This window comes from Pseudomonas brassicacearum, assembly GCF_003732265.1.
GTDB lineage: Bacteria > Pseudomonadota > Gammaproteobacteria > Pseudomonadales > Pseudomonadaceae > Aquipseudomonas > Aquipseudomonas brassicacearum_D.
Genome location: NZ_MOBK01000001.1, coordinates 667,202 through 685,378 on the forward strand (window position 1 = coordinate 667,202; position 18,177 = coordinate 685,378).

Genomic DNA, 18,177 nt, shown 5'->3' on the forward strand with positions numbered 1-18,177 from the left:
TTGTCCTCCCGCGTCACGAACGTTAAAAACCGACACATTGCCCAGACCGAACTGGAGATTGAACGCACGTTCAACTAAGCTCGCCACCAGGCAACACACCCAAGGATTCCTTGTGACAATCCCCTCCACGAAAAACCGCCGCGCTGAGCCGGACGAGCGACGCGAAATGCTGGTGGCCGCGACCCTGCGCTGCCTGGTGCGCGACGGTCACGCCGGCATTTCCGTGCGCCGCATCGCCACCGAGGCCGGCGTGTCCGTGGGGTTGCTCAACCACCATTTCGGCAGCATTGATGCGTTGATTGCCGACACCTACCAAAAGATCGCCAGCGAGCTGACCACTGCCCTGCTCCAGGAAATCCAGCAGGCCGGCACGCCCGCGCAGAAGATGGACGCGTTCCTCACCGGCTCGTTCTCGCCTCGGGTAATGGACCCGCAATTGCTTGGGGTCTGGGTGGTGTTCTGGAGCCTGATCCGGCACTCCGAACACGTCAGCCAGTCCCACGAAAAAAGCTACCGCGCCTACCTCGACCTGCTCCGCCAACTGCTCGATGACATGGCCGCCAGCGAAGGCTTCGTGATCCACGACACGCGCCTGGCCGCCATCGGTTTATCGGCGATGCTCGACGGACTCTGGATCGAGTGGTGCCTGAACCCCGAAACCTTCAGCCCCGCCAACGGCCTCCACATCTGTCGCTGCTGGATAAAGGGGCTGCGACACGGAGCATTCAGCACCGACGACGTCTTGTGAGGGATGACGCCCGAAGATCATCGCCAGGGTGCCACTGACGGCGATCAGCCCGGCACCGACCATCAGCGACATGTCCATCAGCGTGCCCCAGATCAGGCTCGACAACAGGAACGCCCAGATCAGCCCGGTGTATTCAAACGGCGCGAGCAAGGTAGCGGTGGCCCGCTGAAAACTGGCAAACAGCAGAAACTGGCCGATGCCGCCGACCAGCCCGGCGCCCAGCATCCCCAGCCACGCGGGGGTGGATGCCGGGGTGTAGGTCCAGGGCAACGCCACCGCCATGCAAATCACAAACACCACGTTGGTGATCAACATCTGTTCCAGCACGGACGTCTGCTCATCCACCTGGCGCAACTGGATGTAGGTGAAGGCCCAGCACATCGCCGCCAACAACGTCAGCACCACCGGCACCGGATCGACCAGGTTGCTCGGGCGGCAGGCGATGATCACGCCGACAAAACCGATGACCAGGCTGAACCACTGCCAGCCGCTGGCGCGCTCCTTGAGAATCACTGCCGCCAGCACCGTGACCATGATCGGTGCCGAGAAATACAGCGTGGTCATTTCTGCCAGGGTCAGGTCCCGGGCCGCCGTGTAATACAGCACCCAGGCGACAATCGACAACAATCCGCGCACCACCAGCAAGCGTCGGCTCGGCGAGCGCCAGGCGCGCTGGACCAGCCGCAAACGTCCCGCCAGCAGACAGGCCAGCACCACCACGAGGGCGCGCCAGAACAGAATGCTGACCACCGAGTAATCCGCCACCAACCACTTGATGGCGGCATCCTGCAACGCCAGGAACGTATAACCCAAGGTGCACAGGCCAATGCCTTGCAACGACCGGTCGACGATCCGCGGCGTACTCATTACACCGACCTGCGCACGGGCGTCCCGCGCCGTTCGGCAAAGGCAAACAGCGCTTCGATCATGAACGTCAGGCAAACATACACGCCGGCCACCAACAGCAACGGTTGATAGACTTGCAGCGTTTGCGCCCGCACCACGTTGGCGGCGCCCAGCAGGTCGATAATGGCAATGGTCGAGGCCAGCGCAGTGGACTTCAGCAGCATTACGGTCTCTCCGGCCAACGTCGGCAACAGCAGACGCAACGCCCTGGGTAAACGCACCCGCAGCAACGACTGGCGCGGGGTCATGCCAAACGCCGACGCGGCTTCCATCTCACCTTTGGGCACCGCCAGCAGCCCGCCGCGAATCACTTCGCCGACATAGGCGCCCACCGACACCACCAAGGCAAACACGATGTACCAGTAACCGTCGCGCAGGTACGGCCAGAGGAAGCTGCCGCGAATCAACGGGAACTGCGCAAACAGGCTGCCGAGGCCGTAGTAGAAAATGTAGATCTGGATCAGCAACGGCGTACCGCGCGTCACGCTGGTATAGAACAGGCTGACCTTGGCGATCACTTTGTTTTTCGAGATCCGCGCCAGCGCCACCAGCACCGCGAGCGCATAACCGAACACGCTGGAAATCAACAAGATGGTGATGGTCGTTTGCAGCCCCCGGCCCAACAGCGCCGCGTATTCAACTATCCACGCTGGAATCATTTCATTCACTCAGCCAAAGGCATCCAGCGACGGATGCGTCGCTCAAGCCGTCCAGACAGGTAGTTGGACACCAGTGTCACCGCGTAATACATCGCCGCGGCGGTGAGGTAGAACAACAGGTAGTGACGCGTCGAGCCCGCGCCTTGCTTGGCGGTGTACAGCAGCTCATTGGTGCCGACCACGCTGATCAAGGCGCTGTCCTTGATCAGGTTGATCCACAGGTTGGCCATCCCGGCCATGGCGTAAGGCGCCATGATCGGCAGCGTGACCCGCCGGAACAGGCCGAAGCCGCTCAAGCCGAACGCCTTGCCTGCCTCGATCTGACCGAACGGAATGGCCTGGATCGCCGCCCGGAAAATCTCCGAGGCGTATGCGCCCTGCACTAGCCCCAGCACCACAATCGCCGCCAGCGGACCGCTGACATTCACGCTGTCGTAGCCCATTTGCGCCATCAGCGAATTGAGCAGCATCGAACCGACGTAATACAGCAGCAGGATCAGCAACAATTCCGGAACCGCACGGAATAACGTGGTGTAACTGCGCATCAGTGCCGCGATCGGTTTCGGCGCGCCCAGCTTGAGGCAGGCCACCACCAGCCCGATCAGGAGCCCGAGCACAAACGCCCCGGCGGAAATCTGCAGGGTCATCCAGAGCCCCTTCAACAGCGCACTGCCCCATCCTTGTTCGCTGAAATTGATCAAATCGAACATTGCCGGCATTTCACTCTCCCGTTAAAGCACCACCGGACCTTGTGGGAGCGGGCTTGCTCGCGAAGGCGGTGTATCAGTCAACATCATTACTGAATGTCGGACCGCATTCGCGAGCAAGCCCGCTCCCACAGGTTTTGCATCTGCCACAGGATTGTGTGGAGGTCAGAACGCCGGTTTCACACTGGTACCAAAGTAGTGTTGGGACAGGTCGTCATAGTCCTTGCTCGCCAGCAAGGTCTTGATGGCCGTGTCGAGCTTGGCCTTGAGTTCGGTGTCATCCTTGCGCAGACCGGCGCCCACGCCTTTGCCGAAGATCGGGTCGTAAGGCACTGCGCCGAGGTAGGCCAGGTCCTTGGCATCCGGGGTCTGGACGAACGCCGCCATGGCCGTGCCGTCCGCCATCATCAGGTCGATGCGACCGGCAATCAGGTCGGCGTTGGCCGAGTCCTGGGTGTCGTAATACTTCACGTCGGCAATTTTTTCGTAGTACGTCTTCAGGTAGCTGGCGCTCACCGTGGAGTTCTGCACGCCAATGGTCTTGCCCTTGAGGTCATCCGGGTACTTCTTAACAGCCGCATCCTTCGGCCCGACAATCGCGATCACCGAGTCGTAGTAAGCCTTACTGAAGGCGATCTGTTTTTCGCGCTCTTCGGTGACCGACATCGAGGAAAAAATCACGTCGATCTTCTTTGCCAGCAATGAAGGAATGATGCCGTCCCACGCCACTTCCTTGATTTCACACTCGGCTTTCATCTCGCTGCACAGCTTGTGGATCAGGTCGACTTCAAAGCCTTTCCACTCACCGTTGGCCTGCTTCTCGGTGTACGGCGGATAGGGTTCGGCCGCGACCGCGAACCTGATCGGTTGCGCCTGCGCCGCGCTCATGCCAGCCAGCAACAAGCAGGCCGCGCCGGTAAACCAGTTTGCCAAACGTCGATTTCCCATGATTTTTCCCCGTCTTTTTATGATGTTTTAGCGAGTCTGATGTGCGTTGACGAACTGTCGGCAACGTTCACTGCGTGGGTGTACGAACACTTCATCCGGCGAACCGGTTTCCTCGATCAGCCCTTGGTGCAAGTAGGCGACTTTGGACGAGACATCGCGGGCAAAGGCCATCTCATGGGTCACCAGGATCATGGTCCGGCCTTCTTCCGCGAGGGAGCGGATCACCCGCAGCACTTCGCCGACCAGTTCCGGGTCGAGTGCCGAGGTGGGTTCATCGAACAGCATGACCTTGGGCCGCATGGCCAGGGCCCGGGCGATGGCCACCCGTTGCTGCTGTCCCCCGGAGAGAAACGCCGGGTACTCGTTGCGCTTGGCCGCAAGCCCCACGCGTTCCAGCAAGGCTTCAGCCCGTTCAGTGGCTTCGGCTCGGCTTTCACGCAGGACCTGGGTCGGCGCTTCGATGAGGTTTTCCAGCACCGTGCGATGGGGCCAGAGGTTGAAGTTCTGAAACACCATGCCCAGGCTCGAACGGATCCGCACCAGCTGTTTGGCGTCAGACACCAGCGGCGCGCCGGGACGGTCGTGGTTGAGCTTGATGCTTTCGCCGTCCACCAGAATGCGCCCCTGGTCCGGCACTTCAAGCATGTTGATGCAGCGCAGCAAAGTACTTTTGCCCGAGCCACTGGCGCCGATCAGGGAGATCACATCGCCTTCGCGGGCCGTCAGCGAGACGCCCTTGAGCACTTCGATGTTGCCGAAGCGTTTGTGCAGGCCATCGACTTCGATCATGGTCTTGGAGGTGACCGGTGTAACGGTGGCCTGGCAGGTGACGCGACTGGTCACGGGGCTGATTACGGGGCGAGGCGCTTCACCTTTCAGCACCAGGACAAAATCGCGAATGCGCTGACAGGCCTGGGCCTGCCGCTCTTCACCGAGGGTGAACGAGAGCCGCACAAAACCTTGCGCCGGCTCGCCAAACGCGGCCGCATCGAGAACCGACACGCGCGCCTCGCGCAGCAGACGCCAGGCGAACTCCAGCGAAGTCAGCCCGGTGTCACGCACGTCCATCAACACAAACATGCCGGCATCGGGGTTGAGCACTGAAATCCCCGGGCAGTTCGACAGGCCCTTGACCACCAGATCACGCCGACGGCGATAGATATCGCGCATGCCGTCGGTGACGTCTTCGTGGGCCTGCACCGCTTTCAGCGCTGCTTCCATGACGAACCCCGGCAAGCCATAGAGCATGCTCAGCACCAGGGTTTCCGCGTGGGCGATCAAGGCTTCGTTGGCGACGATCCAGCCGATCCGCCAGCCCGTCATGGCATGGGATTTCGACAGGCTGCCGACCACCACACAACGCTCGGCCATGCCCGGCAGCGCCGCGAGGCTGAGGTGTTCGCGTTCGAAGGCGAGGCTTTCGTAGACTTCGTCGACCACCACCCACAAGTCATGTTCGATGGCGAGGTCGGCGATGGCTTGCAGCTCTTCGCGGTTGAGCACCACGCCGGTGGGGTTGTTCGGGTTGGAGAAGAAAATCGCCCGGGTGCGCGGGGTGATGGCCTTGGCCAACACGGCGGCATCGAGCCGGAAACCGCAATCCGCCGAGCACGGCACCCGCACCAGCGTTGCACCGGAGGCCTTGAGTGTGGCCTCGTACGTCACGTACATCGGGTCCAGGGCAATCACTTCGTCGCCCGTGTTGAGCAAGCACATCGAGGTGATGAACAACGCGTTTTGCGCCCCGGCCGCGACGATCACGTTCGACGCTTGCACCTCACGGCCGAACAATGGGCTGTAGCGGTTGGCGATCGCATCGCGCAAGGCCTGGCGACCGGCGATTTCGGTGTAGTGGGTGTCGCCCTCGCGCAGCGCTTCGATGGCAGCATCGGTGATGAAGTCGGGCGTGGGGAAATCCGGGTCACCGACGCTGAGAATGATCACATCCTCGCCACGGCGCTGGGCTTCGAAGGCTGCATTGTGAATATCCCAGGCGGCCACACCGTCGCCTGAAATCCGCTCAACAAAAGGTGAAAACCGCATGCCAGTGCCTCGTTCGAATTGAAGAAACGCCAGCCCGCGCTACCAGCCGGGGAGGTGGCCATCAACATAGTCGAAGCTGAACAGTCGTTCAACAGAAAAGTCGCGAAGGTTCGCGATCAGCGTAAACAGGTCGTTTTCACGACAGTCGCGCCGCTTTTCGATAACGGGGTTTGATGGGTAATACGTGAACTCAGACGCCTGTCCACGTCTGCAATCAATGTTTACGAGCAGCTATAAGCTAATGTTTTGAGGGGGCTTTTGTTAATCAGCCGAACAGCCTGAGAAACAACGCATAGACAGAAAAACCCGTCAGGCCAATGATGCACGTGAGCTGCCACCGAAGGACCTCTAATAAAAACAAGCGAGGGTCGCGATCAGGCTATGAACATTCTTTACGACGAACGCGTCGACGGCGTTTTGCCCGAGGTCGACAAAGCCGCCCTGGTCCAGGCGCTGCGAGCACGCTTGCCGGATCTGGACATCCTGCATCAGCAAGAAGAGCTCAGACCGTACGAATGCGACGGGCTCTCTGCTTATCGCACCACGCCGTTGCTGGTGGTATTGCCGCGCCACCTCGACGAAGTCCAGGGCATCCTTCGAGTCTGCCATGAGCACCAAGTCCCGGTGGTTGCCCGTGGCGCCGGCACCGGGTTGTCCGGCGGTGCATTGCCGCTGGAAAAAGGCGTACTGCTGGTGATGGCGCGTTTCAACAACATCCTGCACATCGACCCCGCCGCCCGCACCGCGCGGGTTCAGCCGGGGGTGCGCAACCTGGCGATTTCCCAGGCGGCTGCGCCGTTTGGCTTGTACTACGCGCCGGATCCGTCCTCGCAGATTGCCTGTTCAATCGGCGGCAACGTCGCCGAAAACGCCGGTGGCGTGCATTGCCTCAAGTACGGCCTGACTGTGCACAATCTGCTCAAGATCGACATCCTGACCGTCGAGGGCGAACACCTGACGCTGGGCTCCGACGCGCTCGATTCGCCCGGTTTTGACCTGCTGGCCTTGTTCACCGGTTCCGAAGGCATGCTCGGGGTAATCACCGAGGTCACGGTCAAACTGCTGCCCAAACCGCAAACCGCCAAAGTGCTGCTGGCCGCCTTCGACTCCGTGGAAAAGGCCGGCCGCGCGGTGGGTGACATCATTGCCGCCGGCATCATCCCCGGTGGCCTGGAGATGATGGACAACCTGGCGATTCGCGCCGCCGAGGACTTTATCCACGCCGGCTACCCCGTCGACGCCGAAGCCATTTTGTTGTGCGAGCTCGATGGCGTTGAGGCCGACGTCCATGATGATTGCGACCGCGTGCGCCAGGTGCTCGAACAGGCCGGTGCCACCGAAGTCCGCCAGGCCCGCGATGAAGCCGAACGCGTGCGGTTCTGGGCCGGGCGCAAGAATGCCTTCCCGGCCGTGGGACGCCTGTCGCCGGATTACTACTGCATGGACGGCACGATCCCGCGTCGCGAATTGCCCGGTGTGTTGCGGGCTATCGCGTCACTCTCGGCTGAATATGGTTTGCGGGTGGCCAACGTGTTCCACGCCGGCGACGGCAACATGCACCCGCTGATTCTGTTCGACGCCAATCAACCGGGCGAGCTCGACCGCGCCGAAACCCTGGGCGGCAAGATCCTCGAGTTGTGCGTGAAGGTCGGCGGCAGCATTACCGGCGAACACGGCGTGGGTCGCGAGAAGATCAATCAGATGTGCGCGCAGTTCAACAGCGATGAGCTGACCGTGTTCCATGCGGTCAAGGCCGCCTTCGATCCGGGTGGCCTGCTCAATCCCGGCAAGAACATTCCGACCCTGCACCGCTGCGCCGAGTTTGGCGCGATGCACGTGCACATGGGGCAGCTGCCCTTCCCTGACCTGGAGCGCTTCTGATGCGTAGCGAATACGACATGGATGACAGTGCCGCGCTGCTGGAGCAGGTCAATCAAGCGCTGCAAAACGCCACGCCGTTGCGCATTCAGGGCTCCAACAGCAAGGCGTTCCTTGGACGCATCGTCGCCGGTGAAGTGCTCGACACGCGCACCCACCGAGGCATCGTCAGCTACGATCCGACCGAACTGGTGATCACCGTCCGCTGCGGCACACCGTTGTCAGAACTGGCTGAGGTATTGGACGACGCACATCAGATGCTGCCCTGCGAACCGCCCTCCTTCGGCGAAGGCGCTACCGTCGGCGGCATGATTGCCTGCGGCTTGTCGGGGCCACGGCGCCCGTGGTCGGGCTCAGTCAGGGACTTCGTCCTCGGCACGCGGGTGATCACCGGGCACGGCAAGCATTTGCGCTTCGGTGGCGAAGTCATGAAAAACGTCGCCGGCTACGACCTGTCGCGCTTGATGGTCGGCAGTTATGGATCGCTGGGGGTGGTGACGGAAGTGTCACTCAAGGTCCTGCCCAAACCGCGTCAGTGCCTGAGCATCAGCCTGGACATGGACAGCGACCGCGCCTTGCTGCGCCTTGCGGAATGGGGCCAGCAGCCCTTGCCGATCAGCGCCGCGTGCCACGACGGGCAACGCCTGCACCTGCGGCTTGAGGGCGGCGAAGGCTCGGTGGCGGCGGCCCATGACCGATTGGGCGGCGAGTTGCTGGACGCGAGCTATTGGGCGGACCTCAACGAACACCGACTGAGTTTCTTCGATGAGGACCAACCCCTTTGGCGCTTGTCCCTGCCCCATAACACGCCCCGACTGTCCCTGCCCGGCGTCCAACTGATCGATTGGGGCGGCGCCCAACGCTGGCTCAAATCCGAAGCGCAGGCTACGTTCATTCGCGAGATCGTCGGTGAGGTCGGCGGGCATGTCACCTGCTACAGCCATGGCCTGATCGACAGCCCGTTCCAGCCGTTGCCTGCTGCGCTGATGCGCTACCACCAGAACCTGAAGCAGCAACTTGACCCACGGGGCATTTTCAACCCCGGTCGCCTGTACGCGGAGTGTTGAACCATGCAAACCACGCTCAGCGAACAGGCCCGCCAACTGCCCCGTGCCGAAGAAGCCGAAAGCATTCTGCGCACCTGCGTGCACTGCGGTTTTTGCAATGCCACCTGCCCGACCTATCAGTTGCTGGGCGATGAACTGGATGGGCCGAGAGGTCGCATCTACCTGATCAAGCAGGTGCTGGAAGGCAACGAAGTCACGCAAAAAACCCAGCAGCATCTGGACCGTTGCCTGTCGTGCCGCAACTGCGAAACCACCTGCCCCTCTGGCGTCGATTACCACAACTTGCTCGACATTGGTCGCGCGGTGGTGGACGCCGCCGTGCCGCGCCCGCTCGAACAGCGCCTGTTGCGCGAAGGGTTGCGCCGCGTGGTGCCCAATCCGGGATTGTTCAAAATGCTGGTGAGCAGTGGTCAGGTGTTCCGTGCCTTGTTGCCAAACACTCTGCAAGCCAAGTTGCCTCGCCGCGTGTACCCGGCCAAACCGCGTCCGACGGTGCGCCACGCGAGACAGGTGCTGATACTGGAAGGTTGCGTGCAACCAGGGTTGTCGCCCAACACCAATGCCGCCACTGCACGGGTGCTGGATCGACTCGGCATCAGCGTCCTACCGAGCCGCGAGGCTGGATGCTGCGGCGCCGTCGATTATCACCTCGACGCCCAGGCGGCCGGGCTTGATCGCGCACGGCACAACATCGATGCGTGGTGGCCGGCGATTGAAAACGGTGCCGAAGCCATCGTGCAAACGGCCAGCGGTTGCGGTGCGTTCATCAAGGATTATGGTCACTTGCTGCGCAGCGATCCGGCCTATGCCGCCAAGGCGCAAAAAGTCAGCGCACTGGCCAGGGACCTGGTCGAAGTGCTGCGCGATGAACCGCTGGAAACCCTCGGCATCCACAGCGACCAACGCCTGGCGTTCCATTGCCCCTGCACCTTGCAACATGCGCAAAAACTTGGCGGCGCGGTTGAGGCGCTGCTGACACGTCTGGGTTTCAACCTGACGCCCGTGCCCGACGGCCACTTGTGTTGCGGCTCGGCGGGCACCTATTCGTTGACCCAACCGGAACTGTCCCGGCAACTGCGCGACAACAAGCTCAACGCGCTGGAGAGTGGGCACCCCGAAATCATTGTCACCGCCAATATCGGCTGTCAGTCCCACCTCGACGGCGCGGGTCGAACCCCGGTCCGGCACTGGATTGAACTGGTGGAAGCCGCCCTGCCCTGATCACCCTTTGGAGCCATTGCCATGAAGAGTAAAGCCGTACTGAGCCAGGCCGAAGTCAGCCAGATCCTCGCCGCCGCCCGCACCGAAGCTCAGAACAATCAATGGGCCGTGACCATTGTGATTGTCGATGACGGCGGCCATCCCCTGGCGCTCGAACGCCTCGACGGTTGCGCGGCGAGCAGCGCTTACATCGCCACTGAAAAAGCCCGTACTTCGGCCTTGGGCCGGCGGGAATCGAAGGGTTATGAAGAGATGGTCAACGGCGGACGCTTCGCTTTTTTATCGGCGCCGTTGCTGACGTCGCTCGAAGGTGGCGTGCCGATTGTTTTTGACGGCCAGGTGATCGGTGCGGTCGGCGTGTCCGGGGTCAAGGCCGAGCAGGACGCACAAGTGGCCAAGGCCGGGGCGCAGTGCTTGAAGTAACGGAATCCGGATCTACAAGTGATGAGTAACCTGTGGCGAGGGGGCTTCTGTGGCGAGGGGGCTTGCCCCCGTTGGGCTGCGAAGCGGCCCCAAAAAATGGAACAGCTGCGCTGTCCAACGGGGGCAAGCCCCCTCGCCACAAAAGCTCCCTCGCCACAGGTTCGTCGTCATTTCGCAAGTGCTTACTTGCGCGCCAACTTGTACCGAATGCACTCTTCATAAAAACTCTGCCGCACCGCAGCTGGTTTGAATCGCGACGGGCTGTCGTACGTCTGCTCGGTAATGCCCATGGCCATCATGTGCATCCACGGCTTGTTGAATTTGTAGGTCTGTACCTTCTTGCGAGCGGCATACAACGACACCCCGGACAACTTCAGTTCCTGGGCCCTGGCCGCCGTCCCTGCGCCCCAGTCGCACATATACCGGTCATTGGCCACCAACTCTCTGGCCTGGGCCGTGCCTGCCATGCTCGCCAGGGCGAACGAGATCATCGTGATCGCTACATTGCGCAATTGCATTCCGCCTAACCACCTGAAAATAAAGTGATTTTGGCGACTGTTTTGCACCAGCGGGGCCAGCAAATTGCCTTATTCGCGGGAAATAAGTGAGATCGAAATCAGCGCAGCGCCGCCTTCAACTCATTGACCCGCTCGTTCCAGGTGAAGTGATAGACGTTGGTTGGCGGCAACGGATGACATTTACCGTTATCCGCGTCGGCCCCGACAATTGACCACTGCGCACGCGAGGTTTCGCCCAACTCACGGGCAGTCTGGGGATTGAAACACTTCTCCAGTTCCTCGTCGGGGACCAGCGCGTAAGCCTTGGGATGGTCGCGCAGCCATTGTGCCGCTTGCTCGATCGAAGAACCGGCCATGCCGAAATGCACAATCGGCTGTCGGGCGTACAACCAATGGCCCTCACGCCAGTCGACCAGCACCAGTTCCGCGCCGCCGGTCATGGTCGCGGCCTGCGCCATGATCGCGTTATGCGGGTTGGCCCCGTCCCTGACCGGCTCGATGAAACCCCGGGCGAACCACAGCGCAAACCAGATCACGGCTACCACCTGGAACACCTGACGACCGCGCGGGCGCTGGCTGAACCAGCGCTTGAGCAGCCAGGGAATCAATGGTGCCGCCACCAACACCAACCCTGGCAGCGCCGGGTAGATGTACAACTTGCGCTTGCCGCTGCTGATGCAGAAAAACAGCACCACCAGCAGGACCCAACCCAGCAATACCAACACCCGGCCGTCATGCTTTTGCAACTGCCGGCGCCACGCGGGCACCAGCCACGGCAACGCCAATACCAGCGGCAACCAGTACTGCGGGATCACGTAAACGAAGAAATACCAGAACGGTTCGCGATGGTCCCAGGCCGCGGCATATCGCCCTGCGGTCTGACGCAGCAGAATTTCCTTGGCATAGGCGATTTCATCGGCGCCGCCAGTGAGCACGATGGACAACGCCAGGGGCAGCAACCAGATCGCCGTGGCGCCCAACATCACCGCCAGACCCAACCACCACTTGCGCGCTTCGCCGGGCATCGCCACCACGCCGGGCCAGTCTTTGCGCACCGCATAGGCATACGGAATCAACATCAGCGCCGGGACAAACCCGACCCCTTTGGTGATCACGCCCACGCCCATGGCGGCGCAGCCGATGTAAAACCAGCGCCAGGCCGGGCCGAGCAACAGGTGACGCGCGAGCCCGTAAAGGCCGACCGAGGTAAACAGCACCAAAAAGCTGTCGATCTGGCCGGTCTGCAAGATGCTGTAGGTTTGATAGGTGGCCAGGTACAACAGGGCCGCGATCCGGCCGATGCGCTGGCTCCACAGGCGTCGGCCCAGGTCGTAGACCACCGCAGTGACTGTCATGCCCGACAGCAAGCCCGGAATATAAAGGGCAATCGCAGGCTTCCCGGTCAGCCAGCTGAAAAACGCCACGGTCCACATGAAAATCGGCGGCTTGTCGCCGTAGATCTCTGCCGCCCGATGCGGAATGAGCCACGCGCTGTTGTGCAGCATCTCCAGGGCAACGCCGAGGAATCGTTCCTCGTCGACATTCTGCGGCTGACGCAGCCCCAACCCTGCGCCGAGCAGCAGCAGGGCCAGCAACATCAGGCCCAGGCACTCAACACTGGGCGATAGCGTTCTACGCATGACTCATTCCTTAGCGGGCGTGCTTTTGGCAATCAGTTGCAAATTGCGCAGGTAAACAATCGAGCCAAATGCCTGACCGGCGATGAACACCGGATCCTGGCGGTAAATGGCGTACGCGAGCAGTAGCGTGCTGCCGACGATGCTCAAGTACCAGAAACTCGTCGGGATCACGCTGCGCTTCTGGTATTCGCTGTACAACCATTGCAGGACAAAACGGCCAGTGAACGCGATCTGGCCGATGAAGCCGACCGCCAGCCACAGGGCTTCGCGGGAGAGGTTCATCCTTCGATCTCCTGCGCCTTGGTGTTCAGGCGCGTGCGTTTGATCAGCCACCAGACCCCGACCAGATCAAGAATGCCCACCAGCGCCCGGTCAAGGTTGCCGTACTTGGAGACCCCGGCGGTACGCGGGCGATGGTTGACCGGGTGGACGATCATGCGGCCGTTGTGACGCTGGATCAGCGCCGGCAGGAACCGGTGCATGTGGTCGAAGTACGGCAGGCGCAGAAACGCCGCCCGCTCGATCAGCTTCAGCCCGCAACCGGTGTCCGGCGTGGCATCGTTGAGCATGCGCCGACGTAGTCCGTTGGCGAAGCGCGAGGCCCAGCGTTTACTGGCGGTGTCGCGGCGGTTGACGCGGTGACCGGCCACCAGTTGAACGTCGACCGGACCGTGGCCGCCGCGCACCAGTTGCAACATGCCGGGGATGTCCGCCGGGTCGTTCTGGCCGTCACCGTCGAGCGTCGCCAGCCACTGCCCGCGCGCGGCGAGTGCGGCATGGTAAAGCGAGGTGCTTTGGCCCAGTGAACGCTCATGGCACAGAATGCGCAGCGTGCTCAAACCGCTGTTTTTGATCTGTTGCAGTTCATGCAGGGTGGCATCGGTGCTGCCATCGTCGACGACGATGATTTCGTACGCTTCATCCGCCAACGCCGTGCGGATTTCCTCAATCAAGGGCTTGAGGTTGTTGGTTTCGTTTTTCGCCGGAATCAGTACCGATACGAAGATGTCTTGGCTCATAGGGTTCTCCCCCCGCTAATGGTTGGTATCAAGGGTGAACGCTTCATCGCTGATAAAAGTGCCGATACCACTTCACAAACTCCGCCACACCGGTCTCGACTGCCACGCGCGGGCGGAAGTCGACCCAATCGGCCAACGCCGACACATCGGCCCAGGTCTTGATCACATCGCCCGCTTGCAGCGGCAAATAGTTGCGCCGCGCCTTGATGCCCAGCACGTTTTCCAGACACTCGACGAACGCCAGCAACGGCATGGGTTCGCCCCGTCCGATGTTGAAAATCCGGTTGGCGCCTTCGCCGGCATTGTCCGCTATCGGCGGTTTGGGCCGCAGGCGAACGATGCTTTCGACGATGTCATCGATGTAGGTGAAATCCCGCGCCATCTCGCCGTGGTTATAGATGTCGATCGGTTCGTCGTTGAGCATCGCTCGGGTGAACTTGAACAGCGCCATGTCCGGCCGCCCCCAGGGCCCGTAGACCGTGAAAAACCGCAGGCCACTGGCGCGAATTCCGTAGAGATGGCAATAGCTGTGCGCGAGCAGTTCATTGGCGCGCTTGCTGGCGGCATACAGCGAAACCGGATGCTCGACGGCGTCTTCGACACTGAACGGCATTTTGCTGTTGGTGCCATACACCGAGCTGCTCGACGCGTAGATCAAATGCTCGGGGCGATGGTGCCGGCAGGCTTCCAGCACATTCACAAAGCCCACCAGGTTCGATTGCGCGTAGACGTCGGGGTTGTCCAGCGAATAGCGAACGCCGGCCTGAGCGGCCAGGTGCACGACCTCGGTGAATCGATGCTCCTGGAACAGCCCCATCAGGGCCGTTTTATCGACAATATCCAGTCGCTGAAAACGAAAACCCGGCAACGACTCCAAATCATTGAGCCGCGCCTGTTTGAGCTCTACGCTGTAGTAGTCGTTGAGGTTATCGATACCGACGACATCAAGACCTTGCTGGCACAGCCGTTTAACCGTGTGATAACCAATAAAACCGGCAGCGCCGGTAACCAGAACAGTCATAGCACCTCATTATTATTCGAAGCCCGATGCAACTTCATGTCCGGCACCATTGATAAGTCCTTGAGGCCCGTGACATCGTTGACACGCCGCCCCGTTACCCTGCCTGTGCAATGGTGAAATCTTGTTACATATTTATTTAATTTGTGTGAAGGCGACAAGCGTGCGCAATTGCGTTTTAGCGGGACTGATAAGCCTTGTCAGTTGCGGCATGGCCAGTGCCGAACCAAGGCCTGCGAACATGGTGTATTTGCGCACCATCGACCCGAGCATCGAACAGGACATGCGCTACGCCAGCGCCCACAACTTCACCGGGCACCGGCTCGATGGTTACGACACGGCCGAATGCCTGTTGTCCGTGGACACCGCCAAGGCCCTCGCCCGGGTCCAGGCGACACTGCGCACCCAAGGCTACGGTTTGAAGGTGTTCGACTGTTATCGACCCAGCCGCGCTGTCGCCGACATGGGGCGCTTCGCGACAGAACCCGGTGACCCGCACAAGGCCGAGTTCTATCCGCGCGTGGACAAACAGGACTTCTGGCGCCTGGGCTATGTGGCGCGGGTGTCGGGACACTCCAAGGGCTCAACCGTGGACCTGACGCTGATCGGCCCCGATGCGCTGCCGGCCGACATCTGGACACCGACGGCGACGCAAGTCGATTGCACCGCGCCCTATGACCAGCGCTGGCACGATGGCGCACTGGATATGGGCACCGGTTTCGATTGTTTCGACGAGCGCGCGCATACCGCCAACCCGACAATCAACGCCACCGCCAAGGACAATCGCCAACGCCTGAGCAGTGCCATGGAGAAAGAAGGGTTTGCCGGGTATTCGAAGGAATGGTGGCATTTCACGTTCAGTGGCGAGGGTGCGCCGAAGGACGTGATGGACTTCCAGATTTCACCGATGAGCGCCAGCGACACTGTCGGCAGCAGTGGTCAGTTGATTGTGGTGACCAGCAAAAACTGGGATGACATTCAGGGCACCGCACAGCGCTATGAACGTGACGGTAAAACCTTTCGAAAAAACGGCGATGCCTTTCCCGTCGTGGTCGGCAAAAACGGCATGGGCTGGGGCAAAGGCGTGAGCAGCCTGGGTGATGTTGAAGGCCCGATCAAACGCGAAGGCGATGGAAAAGCACCCGCGGGGGTCTTCAAACTGGGCACGGCCTTTGGTTTCGACACCACGGCCGACACCCACCTGCCGTACCTCGCGCTGACACCGACCACTGAATGCGTGGATGACAGCCAATCCAGTCAGTACAACAAACTGGTCGACGGCGCGGCGATGGCTACAGACTGGAGCAGCTCGGAACACATGCGCAACGAAGAGGGTTATCGCCAAGGCATTTTCATCGAGCACAACACCCCGGCCACAGCGGCCTCGGGCTCGTGCATTTTCTTCCACATCTGGCGCGCCCCCGCTTCGCCGACAGCGGGCTGTACGGCCATGGATCAGGGGGATATTGCTGCGCTGCTCAAATGGCTCGACCCTCGCGAATCGCCATTGCTGGTGCAGATGCCGGAGGCGCAATACGAACAGTTTCGTGAGGAGTGGGCGTTGCCGTGATGTTGGTGGGGGTTGCGGCTCATTTGATTAAGCGGGTGTCCAGGCCAAAACGCTCCTGGGAGACAAGCTTGAACTTGTCGTCAGCCAGGTCACAACTCACCAGTAAATTCCAAGAGTGACCCGTTACCGCAGAAGGGATGAGCACGAAAGGATGGCGGGCCAGTAACAAATCGGCAAACTGCTGCTGATTGGGCGAGGGTTGCGACGGGATGAGCCAGTTCGGGTTAGGCACATCTTCGGGCTGAACAACCTTGATGATGTCGGGATCTATCACTTCGAAACAAGTCAGCACGTGCGGAACCCTGTCGAGGCTATCGAAGCCAACGTGGGCCGCAACTTCCAGGATCGCGGTGGACGGGTCGGCCGATGCATAAATCACCCGGCGACCGGGAGGGTTCCATCGGCCACCGGATCGTTGTGCGCCAACGCCACTGTTCCAGGTGTCCTTGAAGACCTCGCGGTCAAGTCGCCAGGCATGCCACGTCCCGTCCCAGGGCAGAGGATTCATTGATAGACCCCGTATTCAATCCGGGTCAGGTAGTCCTCAACCGCTTGAAAACCCAGCGAGTTATCGATGAGATTCAGCGGAACATGACCGTCCAGGTACTTGCAGGGTTTCTGCAGCCATTCCTCCGCCAACGACAAATTGCCGAATACGTCGGTGGCGTGCTCCAGTGTCTGCGCGTATTGGAAGGCGACGGTGCTCTGCTGCTGATTGAGGCGCACCTTTTGAGTCTCTTTCGTCAGGCGTTGGACAGTCCTGATAGATTTTCCGGTGATGCGTTGAATGAGGTCGTGCTCCATGTACAGCGTTGATATGGCCAGCATGTCCCTGACATCGCTCAAGTCAAAACCTTCCAATGTGTACCGGATTACCAGCATGCGCGTGTCACCTTTGCGGCCATGCAAAAGCACTTCAGTAGGCTTTCTGGGTTTCTTTGCCCCCACCGCCACTGCTGACTTGTTTGCTTGATTCGCTGCGGGCATATCAATGACCTCCCTACGACATTTGACGCAAGCATAGCGCCAAATGTCGTAGTCTGGGCAACTGTGTGTTGTCGGTTTTTGCGTGTCTTACTTGCTGAGCCCATTCATCCGTACTCCATGAAATGAAATCTTCCAGCCACCTGATCGGCGACGCCGTCTTCCCTGATTGCACCCACCACGCTACCCGCCTCGCTTCCGAGCGCCAACCTTAAAATCGTGTGGGATGTTTCCTCGATTTCATGAAAAATTTCATGCGTCTTACAAAGCTGTTTAAGGAAACTCGGTGTTATTTCCGGGAGGCTACAAGACCTTGCGTCTTTCCCTACGACATCGCCTGAATCCACGGGCGTGCGTCTCTATGACCTGCCCTTCAAATCAAGACAATACGTGTAATACCCCTCATCACGCACATACCCCAACGCCTCATACAACCGCTGCGCACCCACATTGTCGGTGGCGGTTTCCAGCACCATGCCCTTGGCACCGCTCGATACCGCAAACTCACGGGCGGTGTTCATCAGCAACGTTCCCACCCCTAGCCCACGGGCCTCGGGGGTGGTGAACAGGTCGCTGAGCAACCAGGTGCGGTGGGCGTCGATGGAGGAAAACGTCGGGTACAACTGCACGAAACCCAACGCGTGGCCCGCAGTGTCTTCGGCGAGGAAAATCACCGATTCGTTGCGGGCGATGCGTTCGGCGATGAAATCCCGGGACTGGATGGGGTTCGAAGGCTGGCCGTAAAAGCCTCGGTAGGCGTCGAAAAGGCGCGCCACCTTATCGAGATGGCTGGCGTCGACGCGCAGGGCTTTTACGTCCATTTTGGGG

At 60.7% G+C, this 18,177-nt stretch carries 18 protein-coding genes and 1 pseudogene; 6 read left to right on the plus strand and 13 right to left on the minus strand.

All coding sequences use genetic code 11. The annotated features are described in order from the left end of the window. Window positions 1-166: 166 nt before the first annotated feature. Window positions 167-652, plus strand: a pseudogene (locus BK660_RS03205) (TetR family transcriptional regulator C-terminal domain-containing protein); the annotation flags it as partial. Here the strand turns inward: BK660_RS03205 and BK660_RS32910 are convergent. The 5 genes from BK660_RS32910 to BK660_RS33420 form a co-directional block, all read right to left on the minus strand. Continuing rightward, window positions 608-1,615, minus strand: a complete 1,008-nt coding sequence (locus BK660_RS32910; protein ID WP_123432047.1) for a DMT family transporter — start codon at window positions 1,613-1,615, stop codon at window positions 608-610. The pseudogene BK660_RS03205 and the gene BK660_RS32910 sit on opposite strands and share 45 nt — an antisense overlap. Continuing rightward, window positions 1,615-2,313 carry an ABC transporter permease subunit gene (locus BK660_RS03215; protein ID WP_123432533.1) on the minus strand — a complete coding sequence of 233 codons (699 nt, stop codon included), beginning with the start codon at window positions 2,311-2,313 and terminating at the stop codon, window positions 1,615-1,617. Before BK660_RS03215 ends, BK660_RS32910 begins: the two co-directional genes overlap by 1 nt. A 5-nt stretch (window positions 2,314-2,318) precedes the next feature. Beyond that, window positions 2,319-3,032 carry an ABC transporter permease gene (locus BK660_RS03220; protein WP_123432048.1) on the minus strand — a complete coding sequence of 238 codons (714 nt, stop codon included), beginning with the start codon at window positions 3,030-3,032 and terminating at the stop codon, window positions 2,319-2,321. A 153-nt stretch (window positions 3,033-3,185) separates the two neighbouring features. After that, entirely contained in the window at window positions 3,186-3,968 is a 783-nt protein-coding gene (locus BK660_RS03225; RefSeq protein ID WP_123432049.1) for a transporter substrate-binding domain-containing protein, read from the minus strand. A gap of 27 nt (window positions 3,969-3,995) precedes the next feature. After that, window positions 3,996-6,011, minus strand: coding sequence for an aminotransferase class I/II-fold pyridoxal phosphate-dependent enzyme (locus tag BK660_RS33420; RefSeq protein WP_123432050.1), 2,016 nt, complete (start codon window positions 6,009-6,011; stop codon window positions 3,996-3,998). Window positions 6,012-6,392: 381 nt separating this feature from the next. On the opposite strand from BK660_RS33420, the gene glcD reads away from it, so the two are divergent. From glcD to BK660_RS03250, 4 genes are read left to right on the plus strand one after another with little or no spacing between them, the layout of a single operon-like run. Then, on the plus strand, window positions 6,393-7,892 hold the full coding sequence (glcD, locus tag BK660_RS03235; RefSeq protein ID WP_123432051.1) for a glycolate oxidase subunit GlcD: 1,500 nt from the start codon (window positions 6,393-6,395) through the stop codon (window positions 7,890-7,892). Next, window positions 7,892-8,956, plus strand: a complete 1,065-nt coding sequence (glcE, locus tag BK660_RS03240) for a glycolate oxidase subunit GlcE (protein WP_123432052.1) — start codon at window positions 7,892-7,894, stop codon at window positions 8,954-8,956. The genes glcD and glcE overlap by 1 nt, the downstream gene beginning before the upstream one ends. Before the next feature lie 3 nt (window positions 8,957-8,959). Continuing rightward, entirely contained in the window at window positions 8,960-10,177 is a 1,218-nt protein-coding gene (gene glcF / locus BK660_RS03245) for a glycolate oxidase subunit GlcF (RefSeq protein ID WP_123432053.1), read from the plus strand. 21 nt (window positions 10,178-10,198) lie between these two features. Next, entirely contained in the window at window positions 10,199-10,600 is a 402-nt protein-coding gene (locus tag BK660_RS03250) for a heme-binding protein (protein ID WP_123432054.1), read from the plus strand. Window positions 10,601-10,782: 182 nt separating this feature from the next. Here BK660_RS03250 and BK660_RS03255 read toward each other — a convergent pair whose 3' ends face one another. From BK660_RS03255 to BK660_RS03275, 5 genes are all read right to left on the minus strand, one after another. Beyond that, window positions 10,783-11,112 (minus strand): hypothetical protein, encoded by a 330-nt coding sequence (locus tag BK660_RS03255; protein WP_123432534.1) that lies wholly within the window; start codon window positions 11,110-11,112, stop codon window positions 10,783-10,785. Window positions 11,113-11,216: 104 nt separating this feature from the next. Continuing rightward, window positions 11,217-12,758, minus strand: a complete 1,542-nt coding sequence (locus BK660_RS03260; protein WP_123432055.1) for an ArnT family glycosyltransferase — start codon at window positions 12,756-12,758, stop codon at window positions 11,217-11,219. A 3-nt stretch (window positions 12,759-12,761) separates the two neighbouring features. Continuing rightward, entirely contained in the window at window positions 12,762-13,040 is a 279-nt protein-coding gene (locus BK660_RS03265; protein ID WP_027924746.1) for a lipid-A-disaccharide synthase N-terminal domain-containing protein, read from the minus strand. After that, window positions 13,037-13,777, minus strand: coding sequence for a glycosyltransferase (locus tag BK660_RS03270; RefSeq protein ID WP_123432056.1), 741 nt, complete (start codon window positions 13,775-13,777; stop codon window positions 13,037-13,039). The genes BK660_RS03265 and BK660_RS03270 overlap by 4 nt, the downstream gene beginning before the upstream one ends. A gap of 43 nt (window positions 13,778-13,820) precedes the next feature. Next, window positions 13,821-14,798, minus strand: a complete 978-nt coding sequence (locus BK660_RS03275; RefSeq protein WP_123432057.1) for an NAD-dependent epimerase — start codon at window positions 14,796-14,798, stop codon at window positions 13,821-13,823. 145 nt (window positions 14,799-14,943) lie between these two features. On the opposite strand from BK660_RS03275, the gene BK660_RS03280 reads away from it, so the two are divergent. Continuing rightward, on the plus strand, window positions 14,944-16,365 hold the full coding sequence (locus tag BK660_RS03280) for a M15 family metallopeptidase (RefSeq protein ID WP_259698471.1): 1,422 nt from the start codon (window positions 14,944-14,946) through the stop codon (window positions 16,363-16,365). 19 nt (window positions 16,366-16,384) lie between these two features. On the opposite strand, the gene BK660_RS03285 is transcribed toward BK660_RS03280, so the two are convergent. From BK660_RS03285 to BK660_RS03300, 3 genes are all read right to left on the minus strand, one after another. Continuing rightward, a complete protein-coding gene (locus BK660_RS03285) occupies window positions 16,385-16,873 on the minus strand; it encodes an RES family NAD+ phosphorylase (RefSeq protein ID WP_123432059.1) in 489 nt (162 codons plus the stop codon). Beyond that, on the minus strand, window positions 16,870-17,352 hold the full coding sequence (locus tag BK660_RS03290) for an antitoxin Xre/MbcA/ParS toxin-binding domain-containing protein (RefSeq protein WP_123432060.1): 483 nt from the start codon (window positions 17,350-17,352) through the stop codon (window positions 16,870-16,872). Before BK660_RS03290 ends, BK660_RS03285 begins: the two co-directional genes overlap by 4 nt. Before the next feature lie 356 nt (window positions 17,353-17,708). Next, a complete protein-coding gene (locus BK660_RS03300; RefSeq protein ID WP_123432062.1) occupies window positions 17,709-18,170 on the minus strand; it encodes a GNAT family N-acetyltransferase in 462 nt (153 codons plus the stop codon). Window positions 18,171-18,177 lie beyond the last annotated feature (7 nt).